A 21,860-nucleotide genomic window follows, 5' to 3' on the forward strand; every position below is an offset into this window, starting at 1 on the left:
TAACTCCTTCTGGGCTTCGATGACCTGAAGCAACTCGCTGCCGAAACCTACATAACTCTTTGTTTACCAAGGAGTTTTCCGTTTCGACTGCGCCGGAAGTGGGGCGAATTATAGACTTCCAGAATCTGCCGTCAACCCTTAATTCAGCTTTTCTATCAATCCATCCCGACAATCACGGAATTCGTCTATATAGGAAGGCCCCCTTAACTAATTGAGCAATATATTGCCCAACGCTCAACAGTTAAGCATCATAGCCACTCGGTTTCTTTCAATACGACCTCGGACGAATACCCTCAATGACCACTTCCCCGCGTAGCCTGGCTTCGACACTGTTTCCGGTCGGCCTGCTACTCATTGCCATGGCCTCTATTCAATCAGGCGCCTCACTCGCCAAAAGCATGTTCCCCATCGTGGGCGCCCAGGGCACCACCACCCTGCGCCTGATTTTCGCCAGTGTGATCATGCTGCTCCTTTTACGCCCATGGCGCGCCAAGCTGACAGCCAAGTCGTTGCAGACGGTGATCGTCTACGGGATGGCGCTGGGGGGAATGAACTTCCTCTTCTATATGTCGCTGCGCACCGTTCCGCTGGGAATTGCAGTAGCCCTCGAATTCACCGGCCCACTGGCAGTAGCCATCTACGCTTCGCGACGCGCCGTAGACTTTCTCTGGATAGCCTTGGCGATTGTCGGACTTCTGCTATTGATCCCAGTGGGCGAAGCCAGCAGCGGCATTGACCTCACAGGCGCCGCCTATGCACTCGGCGCAGGTGCGTGCTGGGCACTCTACATTCTGTTTGGCCAAAAGGCCGGCGCCGACAATGGCGTTCAGACTGCGGCCCTCGGCGTAATGATTGCAGCGTTGTTTGTTGCACCGATAGGTATCGTCCACGCGGGCGCCGCACTCCTCACACCCTCGCTGATCCCGATCGCCATTGGTGTCGCGGTTTTATCCACCGCCCTGCCCTACACCCTGGAGATGGTCGCCCTGACTCGCCTGCCAGCCCGCACGTTCGGAACCCTGATGAGTATCGAACCCGCGTTCGGCGCCCTGTCCGGGCTGTTTTTCCTTCAAGAGCACTTGTCCCTGGCGCAATGGCTGGCCATCACCTGCATTATCCTGGCCTCGGTGGGTGCAACCCTGACCATGCGTAACGAATCAAAACCACTCGTTCCAGCCGATTGATTCAGGATTTGACGTAGCTATGGCATTTGCCGCTCAATTAGGCCATGTTTAGGTCGTAACCCAGTGTCATTCATGGAGATTTTCGATAAGGACATCATGAACGCTACACTCGAGAGCGAGCAAAGCCAGCTTCGTGCACTTAAGCGAGGCGGCTATTAAGGATAGTAATGAAGCGAATTTTGATGCTGTTCATGATTGTGGCAATTGCAGGTTGTGCCGCGACCACCAAGACCGAAGTAAAACGGGGAAAGAAGGGCCTGCATATCAACTGCTCAGGCCTGTCCTCTTCCTGGGACCAGTGCTACGCCAGTGCAGCTAATTCGTGTGGCGCCAAAGGCTATAAAGTCATCGCCAAGTCGGGGGACAACGCCGAAGATCCAGGCGACTACCCGTTCGGTCTTAACCCCGCCGGCTACACAAGTCGAAGCATGATTGTCATCTGCAAGTAACTGTCGATGACCTCACAGCCTCGACAGCTGCTGGCTGAGCACCTCGTAGTTCGATGACAGGACCTGTGCCTGCACCTGCGGGTCGACCATCATCCGCGCCACCACCAGGGCGCCGATGCATTGCGACAGAATCGACCACGCCAGGGGCTCGCTGCCCAGTGTTGCTGCCCACCCCACCTGCAATCGGCAAATCCAGTCCTGCGCCTGTTGACGAACGGCCACATCAGATCGCGCAATCTCCGCCCCCAGGCTCGGCAACGCACATCCGGCTTCGGATTGCTCCACATGGGCCATGCTCAGGTAGAACTTCAAACAGCGATCCAGCCGCTCACGGCTTTGCACCCCGTCGCCATTCAATCGCTCAAGGCTGTGGCTCAATTCACGCTCGACAATCGAACTGAACAATTCATCCTTCGAAGCGAAGTGGCTATAAAACGCACCGCCACTCAAGCCAATGGCCTTCATCAAGCCATCCACCCCGACACTGGCAAAACCCTCTTTCTTCGCCAGTGCCGCACTGCTGTTCAGAAGCTTTTCCCTGGTTTGCTGCTTGTGACTAGCCGAATATCGCATCGCTTCCTCCACTGTGCTGTCAGCTTGACGCCTGCTGGATCGTAGCATAACGTTCGTTTGGCAAACGATCGTTTACTAAAGGATCTCCCATGACGAACAACAAGAAAATCGTACTGGTAGTGGGTGCCGGCGATGCCACAGGTGGTGCCATCGCCAAGCGTTTCGCCCGTGAGGGTTACGTCGCCTGCGTCACCCGGCGCAGCGCCGATAAACTGCAACCCTTGGTGGATAGCATCCACGCAGCAGGTGGCGAGGCGCATGGCTTTGCCTGCGATGCCCGCAAGGAAGAAGACGTTATCGCGCTGATCGAGCGGATTGAAACCGAGCTGGGCCCCATCGAAGCCTTCGTGTTCAACATCGGCGCCAATGTGCCGTGCAGCATCCTGGAAGAAACCGCCCGCAAGTACTTCAAGATTTGGGAGATGGCCTGTTTCTCAGGCTTCCTCAACGCGCGGGAAGTGGCCAAGCGCATGGTCACCCGTAACCGCGGCACCATCCTGTTTACCGGTGCCACGGCCGGGTTGCGTGGAGCCGCCGGCTTTGCCGCGTTCGCTGGAGCCAAACACGGGATCCGTGCACTGGCGCAGAGCATGGCTCGCGAACTGGGCCCACGGAATATCCACGTCGCCCACGTCGTCGTGGATGGCGCCATCGACACCGACTTCATCCGCGACAACTTCCCGCAAAAATACGCCCTCAAGGATCAGGACGGCATTCTCAATCCGGACCACATCGCCGATAACTATTGGTACCTGCACAGCCAGCCCCGGGACGCCTGGACCTTCGAGCTGGACCTGCGCCCCTGGAATGAACCCTGGTAAGCGCGCCCCATAACAATAAACTGCGAGTATCCAGCATGAGTAAAACAGTAGAATTTTTCTTCGACCTCGGCAGCCCTGCCACCTATCTGGCCTACACCCAACTTCCAGGCCTGTGCGCTGCAACCGGCACCCAGCTGATTTACAAGCCAATGCTGCTGGGCGGGGTGTTCAAGGCCACCGGCAATGCATCACCGGCCACCGTTCCCGCCAAAGGTCACTACATGTTCCAGGACCTGGCACGCTACGCCCAGCGCTACAACGCCCCGCTCAAGTTCAACCCACACTTCCCCATCAATACATTGACGCTGATGCGCGCTGTCACCGGTGTCCAAATGCGCCAACCCGAGCGTTTTCAGGATTTCATCGATTGCCTGTTCCGTGCCCTTTGGGTAGAAGGCCGTCACCTGGGTGATCCTGCTGTGGTGGCTGCGGTGCTGGCTGAACACGGCTTTGATCCCGAAGCAGTCCTCGCGTTGACGAATGACGATGCCGTCAAGGCCACCCTCAAAGACAATACCGAGCACGCCATCCAGCGCGGCGTATTCGGGGCGCCTACGATGTTCGTCGACGACCAGTTGTTTTTCGGCCAGGACCGCCTGGAGTTTGTCCGCGAAGCGCTGAGCTAGATTTCAATCACCAGACGCCCTTGAGCGCCGCCGGCGAGTAACTCGCAGGCGGCGTTTGCCGAGTGCAGGTCGAATTGACGCCCGTCGAGAATCGGCGTGAGCTTCCCGTCATCAATCAACTGCGCCGCCTCGGCAAGGATCTGCCCGTGGTGCTCCCGCCCCTTGCCCGTCAGCATCGGCAGCAGGGTAAACACCCCGGAGTAAGTCGCCCCGCGAAACGACAACGGCGCCAGGCTATGAGAACCCCAGCCAAGACAACTCAGCACATGCCCGTGATAAGTCCTGGCCGCCCGGAAGGATGCATCCAGCGTCGGCCCGCCCACCGTGTCATACACAATGTCAAAACCTTCGCCCGCCGTGTGCAAAGCTACATACTCCTCGACGGTGTGCTGTTGGTAGTCGATAAACGTAGCGCCCAGCCCCTCGATCAACGCCCGCTGCCTGGCTGAACCGGTCGCAAACACCTCGGCGCCAAATGCATTAGCCACTTGCACGGCGACATGTCCTACACCACCCGCACCGCCCTGAATCAGTACTTTATGCCCCGGGCCTACATGCGCACGGTCCACCAGCCCTTCCCATGCGGTGATCAGCACCAGCGGCAATGCCGCGGCTTCGCGCATGCTAAGGGTCACGGGTTTTCTCGCCAGCAAGCGCGCATCCACCACGGCAAACTCCGCCAACGAACCCTGGAGGCCGCCCACTCCCGTCGCCAGGGCGTACACCTCGTCGCCCGCCTTCCACTCGTTGATACCCGGGCCCACCGTCTCGATGATCCCCGCCAAGTCCAAGCCAATCACAGCCGGCAACGGCTGACGGGCATGGGCCGCCTCGCCTGCTCGAACTTTCCCATCCAACGGGTTGAGGCCACTGGCCTTGATCTTCACCAGCACCTCACCATCCCCAGGCGTCGGCCTTGGAATCGTTGCCAGCCGTAACGGCCCGTTCGCCACATCCACCACCAGGGCGTGCATTTGAGTTGTATCAGTCATGGTCGCGATCTCGATTCATCAGGAAGTGATCACCATGATGTGCCCGGCCATTCATGCCGATAAGACGCCAAACGGCTATAGTGACCATGCTCATTTGGCATGAATCGGTAGCCCCATGGATAAGCTCAACGCAATGGCCATTTTCGTTCGAGTGATCGAGCGCGGGAGTTTCTCTGCGGTTGCCCGGGAGTTGCAGACCACTCAGCCCACTATCAGCAAAGTACTACGTGCACTGGAGACAGAACTGGGCGGCAAGCTGATTTCCCGCAGCACCCGCAAACTCTCCCTGACAGACGAAGGCCAGCGCTACTACAGCCATTGCCGACAAATCCTCGCGGCGGTGGATGCTGCAGAACACAGCTTCCAGTCCGGCAAGGAGGCTGTCGCCGGTCCGTTACGCATTGGCTCGTCGGTGAGCTTCGGTCGCCTGCACATCGCCTCACGCCTGGCGGGATTTCTCGATCGATACCCACAGGTACAGGTTGACCTGCAACTGAGCGATCAAAATCAGGACCTGGTCAGCGAAGGCCTGGACGTTACCCTGCGCATCGGCGAGTTGCGCGACAGCGGCCTGATCGCCCGGCAGATCGGCACTACTCACCGGGTCACCCTCGCCAGTCCGGCCTATCTGGCCAAACACCCGGCGCCGCAAACACCGCAAGAGCTGGCCCGGCACAATTGCCTGCTGTTCAACCTGCTCAGCAGCCAGAACCAATGGGGCTACGAAAAGGACGGGACGCGGCACAGTGTCAAGATCAAGGGCAACGCCCAGAGCAATAACTCCGAGGCTATACGCGAGATGGTATTGGCGGGGCACGGCATTGCGCTGTCGCCCCTGTGGTTGTTCTTTGATGACCTGAAGGCCGGCCGGGTGGTCGCCTTGCTGCAGGACTACACCCCGCAGTCGCTGCCGATTCATGCCGTTTCGGCACCCAATCGCCGCCAGTCCGCCCGGGTCAAAGCGTTTATCGACTACATGGCCGATGCCCTGACCCAGGCGCCCGAGCTGCAGCCCCTCAGATAGCGGCCGTACGCACCTGCAACCATTCCAGTGCCGCGCCACTGAGCAGCGGGCTCAGGCGCTCAAGGACTTGCGCGTGGTAATCGTTGAACCACTGGCGTTCTTCCACCGTCAGCAACGACGGCTCCAGGCAACGGGTGTCGATCGGGCACAGCGTGAGTGTCTCGAACTTGAGGAACTCGCCAAACTCGGTCTTGCCCGCTTCACGGTTCAACACCAGGTTCTCGATGCGCACACCCCAGCGGCCCGGCCGGTAAGTGCCGGGCTCGATGGAGGTAATCATGCCTGCCTGCATTGCCGTTTGCGGTGCGGCGACGGCTTGATAGGCGATCACCTGCGGGCCTTCATGCACATTGAGGAAATAGCCGACGCCATGACCGGTACCGTGGCCGTAGTCCACACCCTCGGCCCAGATCGGCGCACGGGCGATGGAATCCAGCAGCGGCGAAAGAATGCCCTTGGGGAAATGCGCGCGAGACAAGGCAATCACACCTTTGAGCACCCGCGTGCAGTCGCGCTTCTGCTCTTCGCTTGGCGTCCCGATAGGCACCATCCGCGTGATATCGGTCGTGCCGCCCAGGTATTGGCCACCGGAGTCGATCAGCAGCAAGCCATCGCCCTCGATCAGCGCGTGTTCTTCCTCGGTCGCGTGATAGTGCGGCATCGCGCCGTTGGCGTTGAATGCGGCAATCGTATTGAAGCTCAGCGACACATAACCCGGACGACGGGTACGCGCTGCCGTCAGGTGCTCATCAATGGTCAGTTCGGTGATGCGCTCACGGCCCAACGCGCTGTCGAGCCAGGCGAAGAATTCACACAGGGCCGCGCCGTCCTGCTCCATGGCCTGGCGAATGTGCTCGGCGTCCGCCAGGCTCTTGCGCGATTTGGCCAAGGTGGTCGGGTTAAGCCCCTCGATCAGCGTGACGCCACTGCCCAGGTTTTCCAGCAAGCCGGCGGTCACCCGGGCCGGGTCGACCTGCACACTCGCGCCCGAAGGAATGTCCTTCAACGCCGCTGCGACTTCGCTGTAATCGCGCAGGGTCACGCCATCCTGTTCCAGCACCGCGCGAAGCTCGGCGTCGACTTTGCTCAGGGCCACAAACAGCGTCGCCTGCTGCTGGCCGATCAAGGCAAACGAGACAAACACCGGGTTGAACGAAACGTCGCCACCCCGCAGGTTAAAGAGCCAGGCAATGTCATCCAGGGTCGCGATGAAATGCCAGTCGGCCCCCTTTTCCGTCAAGCTGGCACGCAGGGCTGCGAGCTTCTCGCCACGGCTGACGGTGGCCTGGGGTGGCAGATGTTGATAGATCGGTTGGTTCGGCAAGGTTGGACGGTCTTGCCAGACTTCATTCAACAAGTCGATATCCGTGCGCAAGCTTGCACCACGTGCCTCCAGCTTGCTGCCCAGGGTGCGCGCCGAGGCCACGGCCATGACCGCACCATCAACGGCCACCACGCCGCCTTCCGGCGTCTGCTCCGCGAGCCATTCCAGCGGCCCGGGCTGGCCGGGTTGCAGCTTGACCAACTCGATGCCACTGCCCTTGAGCTCCTTGGTCGCCTGTTCCCAATAGCGGCTGTCTGCCCATACACCGGCAAAATCCGCAGTAACAATCAGCGTGCCCACCGACCCATGGAAACCCGACAACCACTGGCGCCCCTGCCAGTAACCCGGCAGGTATTCGGACAAGTGCGGGTCCGCCGACGGCACCAACAGGGCATGAATGCCCTCGCGGCTCATCAGTTCGCGGGTGTGCGCCAGGCGCTGGGGAACCGTTCCATGGGTCAAAGGCTGTGTGCTCATCGTGTCTCCTGCTAACCACTAATAATTGTTATGGGGTCAAACGGCCCAGAACGCCGGTGCGCTGGCCAGTGCCGCCTTGATCAGCTGTACCGCCTGATCGATATCCTGCTCGGTGGTAAACCGCCCGAGGCTCAAGCGAATGGTGCGACCTGCGCTGCGGGCATCATGGCCCAGCGCCAGAAGCACATGGGACGGTGCATTGCTCGCCGAATTGCAGGCCGAAGTGGCCGAGAAGGCAATGCCCGCGCTCAAGGCGGCGGAATTGAACTCGCTTTCGCTGAACGTCAGGCTCAGGGTGTGGGGAATGCGTTGGGTAAGGCTGCCATTGAGGCGCACCCCGGCAATTGTATTCAGCTGTTCCAGCAGGCGCTCGCGCAAGGCAACGATGGTCGCCTTTTCTTCAGCAAAGGACGCTGCCGCCAGGGCAAACGCGGTGCCCATGCCGGCAATCTGGTGAGTTGCCAGGGTGCCCGAACGCAAACCACCTTCATGGCCACCGCCGTGAATCTGCGCCAGCACTTTCTGCTGCGCACGTGGGCCGACGTACAACGCGCCGATACCCTTGGGACCATAGAGTTTGTGTGCGGAAAATGACATGAGGTCCACTGGCCATTCGGCCAGGTCAATCTCGACCTTGCCTGCGCCCTGCGCCGCATCCACGTGAAACAGCGCGCCATGCTCGCGCACGCGTGCGCCAATCGCCCGGATATCGTTAAGAGTGCCCAGCTCGTTGTTCACCAGCATCAGCGACACCAGGAAGGTGTCCTCACGCAATGCTTCGCTCACCGCCTCGACACTGATCAAACCCTCGGCGTCCGGCACCAGGTACGTCACGGCAACCCCGGCTTCCTGCAACTGGCGAGCGGTGTCGAGCGTGGCCTTGTGTTCAATCTGGCTGGTGATGATGTGCCCGCCGGCCACGCCGCGCGCCTGGGCAACGCCCTTGATGGCGAGGTTGTTGGACTCGGTGGCACCGGAGGTCCAGACAATCTGTGCCGGCTCGGCGCCGACCAACTCAGCCACCTGGCCCCGTGCCTGCTCAACCGTTTGCCGGGCCTGTTGGCCGAACGCGTGGGAACTGGACGCAGGGTTGCCGAAGTTGGCATTGAAGCCCAGACACTCAACCATCACCTGGATGACCCGCTCATCCACCGGCGTGGTGGCGGCGTAGTCGAAATACAGCGGACGTTTATTCATGACGTTAAAGACTCGCAGAGCAGGTTCCCGAGAACAACGTCTCAGGGGCCGCAATCAGGAAGGAAGATGGTTTACCTGATCCCGTGCCGTTAAAGAAAGACCACTTTATTTAAAAGTGCGTAGGAACGCTCCTGAAATTCAGCTTAACAGGCTCCGGGAAACGGGTGGCAAACAAAAAGCCCGAGGTTCCTGTGGGAAACCTCGGGCTTTTCAGACCTCGCCACTGACTCAACTGGGGCGACCGTGCAGCGTCATGCTGCGCTCGGCATTCATCTCACCCTGACGGTCGAAACCGAAGGTGTTCCGTGGCTGGCCGGTCAGTTCGGCTTTCTTCTGTTGGTATTCATCAAATGACAGGCCTCGACGGCTCAGGGCTTCAAGCGCCAGTTCCTTGCTCTCCTCGGCCGAGTAGCCACGCAGTTCGGGCGACGAATGTGTCGCACAACCGGCAAGGACTGAGGTGACAAGCAATACGGAAATGGCGAGAAAACGGTTCATGGCGAAGGTCCTGCGAAACGGGCTGAAGTCAATGAGTACAGGCTACTCCCGCACCTGCACGGTGAAAAATCATCAGCCGTGATAGTCGCTATCAACCTTTGCGACACTTCTGATAGTCGCGCCATATATTCCATCTAGGTCTATAAATATGGAAATACGTTCATTTACGGAATAAACACAACCCTCTATAAATGGCCTCAACACTCACGCCACTGTTCGCCTGGCAACTGTTGCCCAGGCAACAGTCATTCAACAAAACACCAGGCAGACAACACCACCATTTTCCAACACCTGGCACAGAGGCCACGCCAGTCAAGGGCTGCACAGCTTGGTACAGCTCTTGCTCAAGCCCTGCTACTGCTCTTGCCCTGAGCCACTGTTGAAAAAGGAACTGTTGATGACCCGTCCACTGAATGTCGTTGCCCTCTCCGGCGGAACCTGGCGTCCGTCCCGCACCCTGGTGTTGACCCAGGCGGTGCTGGCCGAACTGGCCGATCAATTGCCGATCCAGGCCACCCTGATCGAACTGGGCGACATTGCCCGGCCGCTGGGCGGCGCACTGTCCCGCCAGGAATTGCCCGCCGACGTCGAAGCGCAACTGCAGGCCATCGAACAGGCCGACTTGCTGATCGTTGCCGCGCCGGTGTATCGCGGCTCCTACCCCGGCCTGCTCAAACACCTGTTCGACCTGGTCGACCTCAACGCCCTGATCAACACCCCGGTGTTGCTGGCGGCCACCGGCGGCAGCGAACGCCACGCCCTGGTACTCGATCACCAGTTGCGCCCGCTGTTCAGTTTCTTCCAGGCCCTGACCTTGCCCATTGGCGTGTACGCCACCGAGGCCGATTTCACCGATTACCACATAACCAGTGAGCCCTTGAAGGCCCGCATTCGCCTTGCTGCAGAACGCGCCGCGCCGTTGTTTGCCGCGCATCCCACCTCTCTGCTGAAAATCGCTTAAGGATTTGTCATGGATGTTTTCTGGTTTCTGCCTACACACGGTGACGGCCACTACCTGGGCACCACCCAGGGTGCTCGCCCGGTCACCCTCAACTATTTGAAACAAGTCGCCCAGGCCGCCGACAACCTCGGCTACCACGGCGTGCTGATTCCCACCGGCCGCTCCTGCGAAGACTCCTGGGTGATTGCCTCGGCGCTGGTGCCGTTGACCGAACGCCTGCGTTACCTGGTGGCGATCCGCCCGGGGATCATCTCGCCAACCGTCTCGGCCCGCATGGCCGCCACCCTCGACCGCCTGTCCGGTGGCCGCCTGTTGATCAACGTGGTGACCGGCGGCGACCCCGACGAAAACCGCGGCGACGGCAGCTTCCTCGATCACAGCGAACGCTACGAAGTGACCGACGAATTCCTGAAGATCTGGCGCCGCGTGTTGCAAGGCGAATCGGTGGATTTCGAAGGCAAACACCTGCGCGTGCAGAACGCCAAGGCACTTTACCCACCGGTGCAGAAGCCATATCCACCGCTGTACTTCGGCGGTTCCTCGGACGCTGCCCACGACCTCGCCGCCGAACAAGTCGACGTGTACCTGACCTGGGGCGAACCACCGGCTGCCGTCGCCGAGAAACTCGCCGACGTGCGTGAGCGCGCCGCCCGCCACGGGCGCACCGTCAAATTCGGGATTCGCCTGCATGTGATCGTGCGCGAAACCGAAGAAGACGCCTGGAATGCCGCAGCGAAACTGATCGAGCACATCAGCGACGAGACCATCGCCGCCGCGCAAAAATCCTTCTCGCGCTTTGACTCCGAAGGCCAGCGGCGCATGGCCGCCCTGCACGACGGGCGCCGCGACAACCTGGAAATCGCCCCCAACCTGTGGGCCGGCGTCGGCCTGGTACGTGGCGGCGCGGGCACGGCCCTGGTGGGCAACCCTCAGCAAGTCGCCGAGCGCATCAAGGAATACGCAGACCTGGGCATCGAAAGCTTCATCTTCTCCGGCTACCCGCACCTGGAAGAGGCGTATCGCTTTGCCGAACTGGTGTTCCCGCTGCTGCCGGAACCCTACGCCAGCCTGGCCGGGCGCGGCGTCACCAACCTCACCGGGCCGTTCGGCGAAATGATTGCCAACGACGTCCTGCCGGCAAAAGCCAAGGCCTGACCTGCCGTCTGCCGGGGCACGCCCCGGCACACCATGAGGAATACCGCGTGACAGCCAAACCCAACAGCGTCCTGCCCTCACCCTTGCAGACCGCCAAACTGCTGGCCGCCGAATTTGCCCTCACTGCCGTCGAACGCGACGAGCGCGGCGGCACACCGAAGACCGAACGTGACGCCCTGCGCCAAAGCGGCTTGCTGGCCCTGAGCATTCCCACCCAGTACGGCGGCCTCGGCGCCCGCTGGAGCGAAACCCTGGAGATCGTGCGCGAATTCGCCAAGGTCGACAGCTCTATCGCCCACGTCTTCGGTTTTCATCACCTGATGCTCGCCACCGTTCGCCTGTTCTCACGCCCGGAGCAATGGCAACCCTGGTTCGAACAAACCGCGCGCAAGAACTGGTTCTGGGGCAACGCCCTCAACCCGCTGGACACGCGCACGGTGGTCAAAGCCTACAACGGCTGGCGCGAATTCTCCGGCAAGAAGAGCTTTTGCTCCGGAGCCAGCGACTCGGAAATGCTGATCGCCTCGGCGGTGGATGAAAGCGCCGGCGGCAAGCTGCTGATCGCGGCCATCCCCAGCGGGCGCAGTGGCATCACCCTGCACAATGACTGGAACAACATCGGCCAGCGCCAGACCGACAGCGGCAGCGCCAGCTTCGAACGGGTACGCGTGGAAGAGTCGGAATTGCTCCTCGATCCCGGCCCGCTGAGTACGCCCTTCGCCTGCCTGCGCCCACTGATCGCTCAACTGACCTTCACCCACATGTTCCTCGGCATCGCCGAAGGCGCGTTTGCCGAAGCCCGGAATTACACCCTGACCGAAACCCGGCCCTGGCATAAATCCACGGTGCAGGACATTCGCCAGGACCCGTACGTGCTCAACCACTACGGCGAATTCTGGGTCGCGCTGGAAGGCGTGCGCCTGCTGGTGGAACGCGCCGCCGAACTGCTGGACCAGGCCTGGGCCAAGGGCCCGAGCCTCAGTGAAAGCGAGCGCGGCGAGCTGGCCATCGCCATCGCCACGGCCAAGGTCGCGGCCACCCGCAACGGCCTGGAGCTGTGCAGCCGCCTGTTCGAAGTCACCGGCGCGCGCTCCACTCACGCCTCGCTGCGCCTGGACCGGCACTGGCGCAACCTGCGCACGCAAACCTTGCACGACCCGGTGGACTACAAGCTCCACGAACTGGGGGACTGGGCGTTGAACCAGTCCCTGCCGATTCCCACGTTCTACTCCTAGAAGAGGTGCCCATGCAGCTTTTAACCTTACCGCCCTCGCCCGCTCTTGCGACCTCGATCCGCGCCACGGCCCAGGTCTTCGAAGACCCCAAATCCCAGGCGCTGCTGGCGCACATCCAGCAAGTCGCGCCCAGCGAAGCCAGCGTGTTGATCATCGGCGAAACCGGCACCGGTAAAGAGCTGGTGGCGCGCCATATCCACAACCTCAGCGCCCGGCGCAACCGGCCCTTCGTGGCCGTGAACTGCGGCGCGTTTTCCGAATCCCTGGTGGAAGCCGAGCTGTTCGGCCATGAAAAAGGCGCCTTCACCGGCGCCCTCAGTGCCAAGGCCGGCTGGTTCGAAGAGGCGGACGGCGGCACCTTGTTCCTCGATGAAATCGGTGACTTGCCGATGGCGATCCAGGTCAAGCTGCTACGGGTACTGCAGGAACGCGAAGTGGTGCGCCTGGGCTCACGCAAAAGCATTCCCATCGACGTGCGGGTATTGGCGGCCACCAACGTTCAGTTGGAGAAAGCCATCAATGCCGGGCATTTCCGCGAAGACCTGTACTACCGCCTAGACGTGGTCAGCCTCGAACTCAGCCCCCTGCGGGATCGGCCCGGTGACATCCTGCCACTGACCCGGCATTTCATCGAAGCCTACAGCCAGCGCCTGGGTTACGGCCCGATCACCATCAGCCGCGAGGCCGAGCAAAAGCTCAAAAGCTACAGCTGGCCGGGCAACATCCGCGAGCTGGAAAACGTGATCCACCACACCCTGCTGATCTGCCGCAACGGGGTGATCGAGCGCGACGACCTGCGCCTGTCGAACATGCGCATCGAGCGTCAGGACGACAGCCAGCACGGCACCGACAACAGCGCCGAAGCCCTGCTGGAACGCGCCTTTCAAAAGCTCTTCGAGGAACAGGCCGGGGCCCTGCATGAAAAGGTCGAGGATGCGCTGCTGCGCGCCGCCTACCGCTTCAGCCATTACAACCAGGTGCACACCGCCAACCTGCTGGGCCTGAGCCGCAACGTGACCCGTACCCGTTTGATCAAGATCGGCGAGCTGGCGGTGAACAAGCGACGCCCCGGCGAAAACGTACAGGGCGAGCGCATGCTGCACCTGTCAATTTAGGCGGCAGTGCAGAGCGTTGTCATGGCTGCGCTCGATGCTGCGCAGCACCTGGAACGAACCGAAGGTCACCGCCGTGGCCTGGTGGGCGCGGATCAGCGTCCAGAAGTCTTCCTCACCGTGCTCAAAACACATGAAGGCCGCTTCCCCCTCCTCGCGGGAGCGCCATTGCAGGTAGCTGAGCACCCGGCGCCCATCATCGCTGACCTGCACGCTGGCATTGATGAAGCCGCCATGGCCCTGGGCCAGGCGCTCGCTCTGGGATGACAGGGCCGCCACCAAAGCCGATTGCTGCTGAGGCTCGATGTGGAATTCGACCATCTGGGTAAAACTCAGACTCTTCTCTAATACCTGCATGAACATTCCCCTCTCACTGTAGGCACAATCTTGCGATTCGATGCCACGCAGGGTAAAACCTCTAGTTAAGTCAAGGTCAAGGGCTTTTTCATGGTCACCAAAGAACTCACCGTCGGCCAATTGGCAGCCCGCAGTGGCGTGGCGGTTACCGCGCTGCACTTTTATGAAACCAAGGGATTGATCAAGAGCCACCGCAACGCCGGCAACCAGCGGCGCTATCCGCGGGATGTGTTGCGCCGGGTGGTGGTGATCAAGATTGCCCAGCGTTTGGGCATTCCCCTGGCGACGATCCATGACGCGCTGCAAACCTTGCCCGATGGCCGCACGCCCAACGCTGCCGATTGGGAGCGCCTGTCTGCGCTATGGCGTGAGGACCTGGACCAGCGCATCGAAAAACTGATGTTGCTGCGGGACAAACTCAACGGCTGTATTGGCTGCGGGTGCCTGTCGCTGGAGGCGTGCCCGCTGCGCAATCACGACGACGTACTGGGTGAGCGCGGGCCTGGGGCACAACTCTTGGAGCCGTCCACATAATGGCGGGGTAAAACTCGATCAATGTGGGAGCGGGCTTGCTCGCGAAAGCGGGGTGTCAGTCGCCAGATGCAGTGGCTGATCCACCGCCTTCGCGAGCAAGCCCGCTCCCACACAAGCCCGCTCCCACATTTTGATCGCCGTCAGACTTAGAAGCCCGGGGCAATCTGGCCTTTATAGCGGGTCAGGATGAACTGGCGCACTTCATCGGAGTTCAACGCCTTGGCCAGTTTCTGGATGCCAGGGTCATTGATGTTGTCCGGGCGCGCGACCAGGTACTCCACATACAGGCTCTTGCCCTTCTCGACGATCAACGCGCTGTTGGTGTCGATCCCCGCTTCCAGGGCGTAGTTGGCAAACACGAACGCCAGGTCCACCTGGCTCACCGAGCGGGCCAGCAACGCACCTTCCAGTTCACGAATTTTCAGGTGCTTGGGGTTTTCAACGATATCCCGCGGCGTGGCCAGGGTGTTGCTCGGGTCCTTGAGCTTGATCAGGCCGGCTTCGTCCAGCAGCACCAAGGCGCGGCCAGTGTTGACCGGGTCGTTGGGGATCGACACTGTCGCGCCGTCTTTCAACTCCGAGATATTTTTGATCTTGGTCGAGTACGCGCCGAAAGGCTCGATGTGCACACCGACCACCGGCACGAGGTTGGTATTCCGGGTCTTGTTGTAGTCATCCAGGAATGGCCGGTACTGGTAGTAGTTGGCGTCGATGTTCTTCAGCGCCAGTTGCTGGTTGGGCTGGATGAAATCGGTGAAGACCTTGATTTGCAGGTCCACGCCTTCCTTGGCCAGCACCGGCTTTACGAACTCGAGGATCTCGGCGTGAGGCACGGGCGTGGCGCCGACGACCAGCGTCTCGTTGGCAACGGCATTGAAGGACAAGACAGCGGCCAAGATGGCCAGGGATTTTTTCATGGTTGCTCCGAAGGCATTAGTTATAGGAATCAACGGCGGCTGTAATGCGCCACCAAACGGTCACCGGTCATCTGCAGGGCCTGCACCAGCACCAACAGCAGCAACACGGTGACCACCATCACGTCGGTCTGGAAACGCTGATAGCCGTAGCGGATAGCCAGGTCGCCCAGGCCACCGCCACCAATCACCCCGGCCATGGCGGTGTAGTCCACCAGCACAATCGCGGTGACAGTGACCGCTGCCAACAGCCCGCCCCGGGCTTCCGGCAACAGCGTGTGGCGGATCACCTGCCAGGTGCTGGCGCCCATGGATTGAGTGGCCTCCACCACGCCACGGTCGACTTCGCGCAAGGCGGTTTCCACCAGCCGTGCAAAGAACGGCGTACAGCCCACCACCAACGGCGGAATCGTACCGGCCACGCCCAGGGAGGTGCCCACCAGCAAGGTGGTCACCGGGATCAGCACAATCAGCAGGATGATGAACGGCAGCGAGCGCAGCACGTTGACCACCACCGACAGCGCCCGATACACCACCAGGGTTTCGTGCAACTGGCGCTTGCCGGTGAGGAACAACAGCACCCCCAGCGGCAACCCCAGCAGCACGGTAAAACCCAGGGCCGCGCTGAGCATGCTCAGGGTTTCCAGGCAGGCTTGGCCGATGTCGGCCCAATAGATGTTTTTAAACAGCTCGGCCATGGGTCAAGACCAATCGTGACGCGGTGGCTTGGCGCCGTTGAGCAGCCAGTTGCCCACCACGTGATACTTCCAGCGCACCGGGTCATGCAGGGTATGCACCCGTGCATTGCGCCAGTGACGGTCGAAGTTGTGCTTCTTCAGGGTGGAGCGGGTGCCGCCGAGTTCGAAGAGCTTGTTGCTGGCTTCAATGGCGATTTCAGTGGTCAGTACCTTGGCCCGCGCGACAGCCAGGGAGGCATGGGCAACGTTGTCTTCATCGGGTGCCGGGCGCGCGGCGTCCAGGGCCTTTCCGGCCCGCTCCAGCAAGGCTTCCGCCGCTTCCAGGCGAATATCCAGCGCGCCGACCTGGATGATAGTCAGCGGGTCTTCACTGGCGTTTTCCACCCCGGCATCGATCCATGGACGGGCGAATTGCCGGACGAACTGCACCGTGTCACGCAACGCGGCACGGGCGATGCCGGCATCGATGGCGGCGGTGGTCAATTGAGCGAAAGGCCCGGCCAGGGTCGGCGAATCGTAGGAGCGATGGGTAGGAAACAGATTGAACGCCGGCACCTTCAAGCCTTCGGCCAGCACCGTGCCGCTGGAGGTGGTGCGTTGGCCCATGCTGTCCCAGTCGTCGACCACCACCAGGCCTGCGGTGCCGCGCGGCACGAACGCCAATTGCGCATTCTGCTGTTCATCCAGCGCCAGCACCGCCAGCCAGTGGGCATACAGCGAACCGGTGCAATAACCCTTGCGACCGTTGATCACATAGCCATCGCCTTGCCGGCGAATGGTCGCCTGGATGTCCTGGACGTTCTTGCCGCCGGTTTCCGACAGCGCATTGGCAAACCGATGCCCTTCCAGCGCCAGGGCAAAAAAGTACGCCTGCTGCTCGGGCGTGCCTTGCAGGCGGATATCTTCCAGCAGGCAGTAATGGTTCTGCGGGATTTGCCCCAGCGAAGGGTCGGCCGCCGAGATAATCGCAATCACCTGGGCCAACACCGCGTATGACACCTGGGCACCACCAAACTCGCGGGGCACGCTGATGCCCCACAGACCGCTGTTGGAATACAGGTCGACGACCTCCGCAGGCACCTGGCGGGTGCGATCGCGCTCGGCGTCCTGTTCCAGCAACACGGCAGCGACTCGGCGGGCAACGGCCAGTGCGTGGGCCTCGTCGCGGATCAACTCGGCGTGGGGCGTGTGAATCGGGTAATCGGCAGATACAGGCAGTACAGACATACAACGCTCTCGGGCGAATGGTTTGCCAGAGGCATTGCAGCTTCTGTGCCTGAGGCGCCTGGCCTTCAAACACAAGGGTTTGCTCCCGATATACGCGCGGCAGACCGCCCTTGGCGCAGCAAACTGCCGGTTTGCTGTTGCCTGGGCAACACCTCGTCGGCTGCCCGCAAGCCACGGCGCACGTGGCCTATAGTGAAAAAGCCGTCCCTCCACAACCACCATCAAGGAGAACGATATGAGCGTTAAACCCATTCCCGAGGGCTACCACAGCATCACGCCGTACCTGGGCATCGACAAAGCCGCTGAAGCCATCGAGTTCTACAAACGAGCCTTTGGTGCCACCGAAGTCATGCGCCTGGACATGCCCGACGGCAAGATCGGCCATGCCGAACTGCGCATTGGCGATTCGGCGATCATGATGGCCTCGCCCTGTGGCGAAATGTCGTTCGGCAGCCCGGGAAAAGAACACCCCAGCGTTTGCCTGCATCTCTATGTGCAAGATGTCGACCAACAGTTCGCCCAGGCCATCAAGGCCGGCGGCACGGCGATTTCAGAACCCAAGGATCAGTTTTACGGTGACCGTTCCGGGACGCTGAAAGACCCCTTCGGGCATGTGTGGTTCCTGGCCACGCGCAAGGAGGACTTGACCGAGGCGCAAGTTCGCCAGCGGGCCGAGGCGTTGTTCAAGCAAGGATGAAGTCGCCTGGGCGACACAACCCAACGGTAGGAACTGGCTTGCCTGGGATGGCATCACCTCGGTGCGACTGATACACCGAGTTGCCTGCATCGCAGGCAAGCCAGCTCCCACCGTTGACCTGCACTGCCTGAAAGATCGGGCTTCAACACACTTCATGAACAACCCCTCCACGCTTTCCCCCTTGCCCCGGGCGCCGTGTGATTTCAGGATGCAGGCAATCATCACAAGGAGTCATTCCATGTTCGCCGGATTCCAAAAAGACCAGCGCCACGTCAACGGTGTGGACATCAGCTACCGCAAAGGCGGCGCGGGTCCCGGCCTGCTCCTGCTGCACGGGCACCCGCAGACCCACGTCATCTGGCACAAGGTCGCCGAGCAACTGGCCGAACACTTCACCGTGGTCGCCGCCGACCTGCGCGGTTATGGCGACAGCAGCAAGCCCGCCGCCATTGACCATCACACCAATTATTCAAAACGCGAAATGGCCCGCGACGGCGTCGAGCTGATGAAAGCCCTGGGCTTCGACGAGTTCTCGGTGCTGGCCCACGACCGTGGCGCCCGCGTCGCCCATCGCCTCGCCCTGGACCACCCCAAGGCCGTGCAGCGCATGGTGCTGCTGGACATCGCACCAACCCTGTCCATGTACGCCCAGACCGACGAAGCCTTTGCCCGCGCCTACTGGCACTGGTTCTTCCTGATCCGCCCGGCGCCGTTGCCCGAGAGCCTGATTGAAGGCAACCCGGAACTCTACCTGCGCAGCGTCATGGGCAGCCGCAGTGCCGGGCTCAAGCCGTTCACCGATGAAGCCTTCGCCGAATACCTGCGTTGCCTGAAACTGCCGGGCACCGCCACCGGGATCTGCGAGGACTATCGCGCCGCCGCCGGCATCGACCTTGAGCACGACCGCGCCGATATCGACAAGGGCAACCACCTGGAGCTGCCGCTGCTGGTGATGTGGGGCGCCGAAGGCACCGTCGGGCGCTGCTTCGAACCCCTCAAGGAATGGCAGAAAGTCGCGACCGACGTACGTGGCAAGGCCCTGCCGGCCGGCCACTACATCGCAGAAGAAATCCCTGAAGTGCTGCTCGGCGAAGTCCTGACCTTCCTTCGCTGAGCCTTTATGAACCGCTGACCTGACCGATCCCGCCCCGCAGGCTTGAAACAGCCTGCGACGGGATCTGCTTGCCCAAAAAACGTCTCGAGATAATAAAAATGACAATCAGAAAACTGCTGGGAACCCTGTATGTGCAGGTGATCATCGCCATTGTGCTGGGCGTGTTGATCGGCAACCACTGGCCTCAGGTGGGCATCGACCTCAAGCCGTTGGGCGACGGGTTTATCAAGCTGATCAAGATGATCATCGGCCCGATCATCTTCTGCACCGTGGTCTCCGGCATCACCAGCATGCACGACGTGAAGCAGGTGGGCCGCGTCGGCGGCAAGGCGCTGCTGTACTTTGAGATCGTCTCCAGCATCGCCCTGGTAATCGGCATCCTCGCCGCGCACCTGCTGCACCCCGGCGTGGGTTTCAATATCGACGTGAAGACCCTCGACACCTCCGCCATCGCCGGTTTTGTCGGCCAGGCCGAACACGGCGAAGGCGTCACCGGGTTCCTGATGCATGTGATCCCCACTACCTTCTTCGACGCCTTCTCCAAAGGCGAAATCCTCCCGGTACTGTTTGTGTCGGTGCTGTTTGGCCTCGGGCTGGTGATGATCGGCGAGAAGGGCCGGCCCCTGGTCGGCGTGATCAACCAGGCCAGCGAAGTGTTCTTCCGCATCGTCGGGATGATCAGCCGCGTCGCGCCGATCGGGGCCTTCGGGGCCATCGCCTTCACCATCGGCAAATACGGCCTGGGCTCGCTGCTGCCGCTGTTGAAACTGGTGGGCACGTTCTACGTCACCGCGTTTTTCTTCGTCGCCGTGGTGCTGGGCAGCATCGCCCGGTATGTGGGGTTCAGCATCTTCAAGCTGCTGACCTACATCAAGGCTGAACTGTTGATCGTGCTGGGCACCAGCTCATCCGAATCGGCCCTGCCGCAACTGATCCAGAAACTTGAAAGCCTTGGCGCGTCCAAAGGCGTGGTGGGGATCGTGGTGCCCACCGGCTACACCTTCAACCTGGACGGCACCAACATCTATATGACCCTGGCGGTGCTGTTCCTGGCCCAGGCGACCAATATCGACCTGACGCTGGAGCAACAACTGACCCTGCTGGCGGTGGCGATGCTTACCTCAAAAGGCGCCGGTGCGGTGGTGGGCGCAGGTTTTGTCGCGCTGGCCGCCAGCCTCGCGGTGGTGCCGACGGTGCCGGTGGCGGCGATGGTGCTGATCCTGGGTGTGGACCGGTTCATGGCTGAATGCCGCTCACTGACCAACATCATCGGCAATGCCGTGGCGGCGCTGGTGGTGGCGGCCTGGGAAGGTGAACTGGATCGCGAGAAAATGGCGCCCATCGCCCTCAAGCACGGCCGCCATGCACGGGCCGCCGCCCAGGCGAAGATCGCCGCCGAGTAACCCTTAAACACCAATCCCCTGTGGCGAGGGAGCTTGCTCCCGCTGGGCTGCGCAGCGGCCCCAAGATCTTTGGGAGCGCTACGCACTCCAGCGGGAGCAAGCTCCCTTGCCACAGCAAGCGCCCTCACCACAGAAACTCCTTCGCCATACCGGTGCTATTCTGGCGGTTCATGCCGCCATGCCTGTTTCTGATGAACAACAAGAAAGATACCGTGCCCCTACCTGAAGACCTGCGGGTATTCCTGACCGTGATCCGCAAGGCCGGCTTTGCTGCGGCTGCCGACGAGCTGGGTTTGTCCCCGGCCTACGTCAGCAAGCGTATCCAGATTCTCGAAACCACCCTCGCCACCCGCCTGCTGCACCGCACCAGCCGCCGTATCGCCCTGACCGAAGACGGTGAGCGCGTGCAGCGCTGGGCCGTGCGGATTCTCGAAGACTTCCAGCAGTTGTCCGACGAGCTTTCCGACGCCCACGACAGCCCGCGCGGCCACCTGCATTTGTGCAGCAGCTTCGGTTTCGGCCGTAACCATGTGGCACCGGCCTTGTCGCTATTGGCCGAACAATACCCGGACCTGGAGATTCGCCTGGACCTGTTCGACCGGGTGGTGGATATCGTCAGCGAGGGTTTCGACCTGGAGATTCGCGTGGGCGACGACATCCCCGGGCAACACATCGGTCGCCGGCTGGTGAGTAACCGGCGGGTGCTGTGTGCGGCGCCCGCCTACCTCGAACGCCGTGGTGTGCCGCAGCACTTGAGCGACCTGGAACAGCACGACTGCCTGGTGCTCAAGGAGCGCGACAACGCGTTTGGCATCTGGCACCTGGAGCGCGATGGCGTGCAGGACAGCGTGCGCGTGCGCGGGCCGTTGTCGTCGAATAACGGCGAGATCGTCTTGCAATGGGCCCTGGACGGGCGCGGCGTGTTGCTGCGTTCGATGTGGGATGTGAAGCCGCTGCTGGAGCAAGGGAAACTGGTGCAGGTGCTGCACGACTACACCCAGAGCGCCAACGTGTGGGCGGTGTACCCGACGCGGCTGGCCTACTCCGGGAAGTTGCGGGCGTGTGTAGAGTTTTTACAGGAGCACTTCAAGGGGTTGTCGATTTAGCGTGCCGGGTTTGAGTACATATCCGTTGCTGCGGTAACGGCCGCTGACGGTTCTGCTCTTACAGCGGCCTACCGGCCGGCTTGAGTGTCGTAGAGCAAAAAGCCAAATCAAAAGCGGGCACGGTCCAAATGTGGGAGCGGGCTTGCTCGCGAAGGTCGTTAACGATGACGCTGGCATTCTGG

At 61.3% G+C, this 21,860-nt stretch carries 23 protein-coding genes; 14 read left to right on the forward strand and 9 right to left on the reverse strand.

Annotated features, from left to right (window positions below; translation table 11 throughout):
* Window positions 1-296: 296 nt before the first annotated feature.
* Together rhtA and HX814_RS24735 are read left to right on the forward strand one after the other, a co-directional pair.
* Window positions 297-1,184: a threonine/homoserine exporter RhtA gene (rhtA, locus tag HX814_RS24730; RefSeq protein WP_003210146.1), complete on the forward strand. Its 888-nt coding sequence runs from the start codon at window positions 297-299 to the stop codon at window positions 1,182-1,184.
* Window positions 1,185-1,351: 167 nt separating this feature from the next.
* The gene (locus tag HX814_RS24735; RefSeq protein ID WP_003210144.1) at window positions 1,352-1,633 is read left to right on the forward strand and encodes a hypothetical protein; all 282 of its coding nucleotides are present in this window, start codon (window positions 1,352-1,354) and stop codon (window positions 1,631-1,633) included.
* Window positions 1,634-1,645: 12 nt separating this feature from the next.
* Here HX814_RS24735 and HX814_RS24740 read toward each other — a convergent pair whose 3' ends face one another.
* A complete protein-coding gene (locus tag HX814_RS24740; RefSeq protein WP_134327053.1) occupies window positions 1,646-2,206 on the reverse strand; it encodes a TetR/AcrR family transcriptional regulator in 561 nt (186 codons plus the stop codon).
* A gap of 89 nt (window positions 2,207-2,295) precedes the next feature.
* On the opposite strand from HX814_RS24740, the gene HX814_RS24745 reads away from it, so the two are divergent.
* Both HX814_RS24745 and HX814_RS24750 read left to right on the forward strand, forming a co-directional pair.
* On the forward strand, window positions 2,296-3,027 hold the full coding sequence (locus HX814_RS24745; RefSeq protein ID WP_003210139.1) for an SDR family oxidoreductase: 732 nt from the start codon (window positions 2,296-2,298) through the stop codon (window positions 3,025-3,027).
* Between the two features lie 35 nt (window positions 3,028-3,062).
* Window positions 3,063-3,653, forward strand: a complete 591-nt coding sequence (locus HX814_RS24750) for a 2-hydroxychromene-2-carboxylate isomerase (RefSeq protein WP_177008979.1) — start codon at window positions 3,063-3,065, stop codon at window positions 3,651-3,653.
* Here the strand turns inward: HX814_RS24750 and HX814_RS24755 are convergent.
* Entirely contained in the window at window positions 3,650-4,645 is a 996-nt protein-coding gene (locus HX814_RS24755; RefSeq protein ID WP_177008980.1) for a zinc-dependent alcohol dehydrogenase family protein, read from the reverse strand. The genes HX814_RS24750 and HX814_RS24755 overlap by 4 nt on opposite strands.
* Before the next feature lie 115 nt (window positions 4,646-4,760).
* Between HX814_RS24755 and HX814_RS24760 the strand changes: the two genes are divergently transcribed.
* Window positions 4,761-5,669, forward strand: coding sequence for a LysR family transcriptional regulator (locus HX814_RS24760; RefSeq protein ID WP_177008981.1), 909 nt, complete (start codon window positions 4,761-4,763; stop codon window positions 5,667-5,669).
* Here HX814_RS24760 and HX814_RS24765 read toward each other — a convergent pair.
* The 3 genes from HX814_RS24765 to HX814_RS24775 form a co-directional block, all read right to left on the reverse strand.
* On the reverse strand, window positions 5,662-7,470 hold the full coding sequence (locus HX814_RS24765; protein WP_177008982.1) for an aminopeptidase P family protein: 1,809 nt from the start codon (window positions 7,468-7,470) through the stop codon (window positions 5,662-5,664). The genes HX814_RS24760 and HX814_RS24765 overlap by 8 nt on opposite strands.
* A 36-nt stretch (window positions 7,471-7,506) precedes the next feature.
* Complete coding sequence (locus HX814_RS24770; RefSeq protein WP_177008983.1) at window positions 7,507-8,667, reverse strand: cysteine desulfurase family protein; 1,161 nt, start codon at window positions 8,665-8,667, stop codon at window positions 7,507-7,509.
* A 228-nt stretch (window positions 8,668-8,895) separates the two neighbouring features.
* A complete protein-coding gene (locus HX814_RS24775) occupies window positions 8,896-9,165 on the reverse strand; it encodes a hypothetical protein (RefSeq protein ID WP_008430855.1) in 270 nt (89 codons plus the stop codon).
* Window positions 9,166-9,562: 397 nt separating this feature from the next.
* Here HX814_RS24775 and msuE point away from each other — a divergent pair, with 397 nt between their 5' ends.
* From msuE to HX814_RS24795, 4 genes are read left to right on the forward strand one after another with little or no spacing between them, the layout of a single operon-like run.
* Complete coding sequence (msuE, locus tag HX814_RS24780; protein WP_003210131.1) at window positions 9,563-10,126, forward strand: FMN reductase; 564 nt, start codon at window positions 9,563-9,565, stop codon at window positions 10,124-10,126.
* A 9-nt stretch (window positions 10,127-10,135) separates the two neighbouring features.
* A complete protein-coding gene (ssuD, locus tag HX814_RS24785; RefSeq protein ID WP_177008984.1) occupies window positions 10,136-11,281 on the forward strand; it encodes an FMNH2-dependent alkanesulfonate monooxygenase in 1,146 nt (381 codons plus the stop codon).
* A gap of 47 nt (window positions 11,282-11,328) precedes the next feature.
* The gene (locus tag HX814_RS24790; RefSeq protein WP_003210129.1) at window positions 11,329-12,516 is read left to right on the forward strand and encodes an acyl-CoA dehydrogenase family protein; all 1,188 of its coding nucleotides are present in this window, start codon (window positions 11,329-11,331) and stop codon (window positions 12,514-12,516) included.
* An 11-nt stretch (window positions 12,517-12,527) separates the two neighbouring features.
* A complete protein-coding gene (locus HX814_RS24795; RefSeq protein ID WP_003210127.1) occupies window positions 12,528-13,631 on the forward strand; it encodes a sigma-54-dependent Fis family transcriptional regulator in 1,104 nt (367 codons plus the stop codon).
* On the opposite strand, the gene HX814_RS24800 is transcribed toward HX814_RS24795, so the two are convergent.
* Window positions 13,623-13,985, reverse strand: coding sequence for an antibiotic biosynthesis monooxygenase (locus HX814_RS24800; protein ID WP_177008985.1), 363 nt, complete (start codon window positions 13,983-13,985; stop codon window positions 13,623-13,625). The genes HX814_RS24795 and HX814_RS24800 overlap by 9 nt on opposite strands.
* A 90-nt stretch (window positions 13,986-14,075) precedes the next feature.
* On the opposite strand from HX814_RS24800, the gene soxR reads away from it, so the two are divergent.
* Window positions 14,076-14,519 carry a redox-sensitive transcriptional activator SoxR gene (gene soxR / locus HX814_RS24805; protein ID WP_008430848.1) on the forward strand — a complete coding sequence of 148 codons (444 nt, stop codon included), beginning with the start codon at window positions 14,076-14,078 and terminating at the stop codon, window positions 14,517-14,519.
* A 146-nt stretch (window positions 14,520-14,665) separates the two neighbouring features.
* Here the strand turns inward: soxR and HX814_RS24810 are convergent, their stop codons facing one another.
* From HX814_RS24810 to HX814_RS24820, 3 genes are read right to left on the reverse strand one after another with little or no spacing between them, the layout of a single operon-like run.
* Window positions 14,666-15,436, reverse strand: a complete 771-nt coding sequence (locus HX814_RS24810; RefSeq protein WP_102369600.1) for a MetQ/NlpA family ABC transporter substrate-binding protein — start codon at window positions 15,434-15,436, stop codon at window positions 14,666-14,668.
* A gap of 29 nt (window positions 15,437-15,465) precedes the next feature.
* Window positions 15,466-16,131, reverse strand: coding sequence for a methionine ABC transporter permease (locus HX814_RS24815; RefSeq protein ID WP_008430846.1), 666 nt, complete (start codon window positions 16,129-16,131; stop codon window positions 15,466-15,468).
* A gap of 3 nt (window positions 16,132-16,134) precedes the next feature.
* Entirely contained in the window at window positions 16,135-17,358 is a 1,224-nt protein-coding gene (locus tag HX814_RS24820; protein WP_177008986.1) for an SfnB family sulfur acquisition oxidoreductase, read from the reverse strand.
* Window positions 17,359-17,593: 235 nt separating this feature from the next.
* Here HX814_RS24820 and HX814_RS24825 point away from each other — a divergent pair, with 235 nt between their 5' ends.
* From HX814_RS24825 to HX814_RS24840, 4 genes are all read left to right on the forward strand, one after another.
* A complete protein-coding gene (locus tag HX814_RS24825) occupies window positions 17,594-18,055 on the forward strand; it encodes a VOC family protein (RefSeq protein ID WP_003210114.1) in 462 nt (153 codons plus the stop codon).
* A gap of 238 nt (window positions 18,056-18,293) precedes the next feature.
* Window positions 18,294-19,169, forward strand: coding sequence for an alpha/beta fold hydrolase (locus HX814_RS24830; protein WP_008430843.1), 876 nt, complete (start codon window positions 18,294-18,296; stop codon window positions 19,167-19,169).
* 98 nt (window positions 19,170-19,267) lie between these two features.
* Window positions 19,268-20,572: a C4-dicarboxylate transporter DctA gene (gene dctA / locus HX814_RS24835; protein WP_003207293.1), complete on the forward strand. Its 1,305-nt coding sequence runs from the start codon at window positions 19,268-19,270 to the stop codon at window positions 20,570-20,572.
* A 191-nt stretch (window positions 20,573-20,763) separates the two neighbouring features.
* On the forward strand, window positions 20,764-21,678 hold the full coding sequence (locus tag HX814_RS24840) for a LysR substrate-binding domain-containing protein (RefSeq protein WP_173883068.1): 915 nt from the start codon (window positions 20,764-20,766) through the stop codon (window positions 21,676-21,678).
* Window positions 21,679-21,860: the final 182 nt, after the last annotated feature.

The organism is Pseudomonas sp. C8002, assembly GCF_013385765.1.
In the GTDB taxonomy this organism is placed as follows: domain Bacteria; phylum Pseudomonadota; class Gammaproteobacteria; order Pseudomonadales; family Pseudomonadaceae; genus Aquipseudomonas.

Coding starts and splice junctions, on each gene's coding strand:
- HX814_RS24820 (WP_177008986.1), bottom strand. CDS start 17,358: ATGTCTGTACTGCCTGTATCTGCCGATTACCCGATTCACACGCCCCAC.
- HX814_RS24755 (WP_177008980.1), bottom strand. CDS start 4,645: ATGACTGATACAACTCAAATGCACGCCCTGGTGGTGGATGTGGCGAAC.
- HX814_RS24775 (WP_008430855.1), bottom strand. CDS start 9,165: ATGAACCGTTTTCTCGCCATTTCCGTATTGCTTGTCACCTCAGTCCTT.
- HX814_RS24740 (WP_134327053.1), bottom strand. CDS start 2,206: ATGCGATATTCGGCTAGTCACAAGCAGCAAACCAGGGAAAAGCTTCTG.
- HX814_RS24760 (WP_177008981.1), top strand. CDS start 4,761: ATGGATAAGCTCAACGCAATGGCCATTTTCGTTCGAGTGATCGAGCGC.
- HX814_RS24765 (WP_177008982.1), bottom strand. CDS start 7,470: ATGAGCACACAGCCTTTGACCCATGGAACGGTTCCCCAGCGCCTGGCG.
- HX814_RS24800 (WP_177008985.1), bottom strand. CDS start 13,985: ATGCAGGTATTAGAGAAGAGTCTGAGTTTTACCCAGATGGTCGAATTC.
- HX814_RS24750 (WP_177008979.1), top strand. CDS start 3,063: ATGAGTAAAACAGTAGAATTTTTCTTCGACCTCGGCAGCCCTGCCACC.
- msuE (WP_003210131.1), top strand. CDS start 9,563: ATGACCCGTCCACTGAATGTCGTTGCCCTCTCCGGCGGAACCTGGCGT.
- soxR (WP_008430848.1), top strand. CDS start 14,076: ATGGTCACCAAAGAACTCACCGTCGGCCAATTGGCAGCCCGCAGTGGC.
- HX814_RS24745 (WP_003210139.1), top strand. CDS start 2,296: ATGACGAACAACAAGAAAATCGTACTGGTAGTGGGTGCCGGCGATGCC.
- HX814_RS24795 (WP_003210127.1), top strand. CDS start 12,528: ATGCAGCTTTTAACCTTACCGCCCTCGCCCGCTCTTGCGACCTCGATC.
- rhtA (WP_003210146.1), top strand. CDS start 297: ATGACCACTTCCCCGCGTAGCCTGGCTTCGACACTGTTTCCGGTCGGC.
- HX814_RS24815 (WP_008430846.1), bottom strand. CDS start 16,131: ATGGCCGAGCTGTTTAAAAACATCTATTGGGCCGACATCGGCCAAGCC.
- HX814_RS24810 (WP_102369600.1), bottom strand. CDS start 15,436: ATGAAAAAATCCCTGGCCATCTTGGCCGCTGTCTTGTCCTTCAATGCC.
- HX814_RS24735 (WP_003210144.1), top strand. CDS start 1,352: ATGAAGCGAATTTTGATGCTGTTCATGATTGTGGCAATTGCAGGTTGT.
- ssuD (WP_177008984.1), top strand. CDS start 10,136: ATGGATGTTTTCTGGTTTCTGCCTACACACGGTGACGGCCACTACCTG.
- dctA (WP_003207293.1), top strand. CDS start 19,268: ATGACAATCAGAAAACTGCTGGGAACCCTGTATGTGCAGGTGATCATC.
- HX814_RS24770 (WP_177008983.1), bottom strand. CDS start 8,667: ATGAATAAACGTCCGCTGTATTTCGACTACGCCGCCACCACGCCGGTG.
- HX814_RS24825 (WP_003210114.1), top strand. CDS start 17,594: ATGAGCGTTAAACCCATTCCCGAGGGCTACCACAGCATCACGCCGTAC.
- HX814_RS24840 (WP_173883068.1), top strand. CDS start 20,764: ATGAACAACAAGAAAGATACCGTGCCCCTACCTGAAGACCTGCGGGTA.
- HX814_RS24830 (WP_008430843.1), top strand. CDS start 18,294: ATGTTCGCCGGATTCCAAAAAGACCAGCGCCACGTCAACGGTGTGGAC.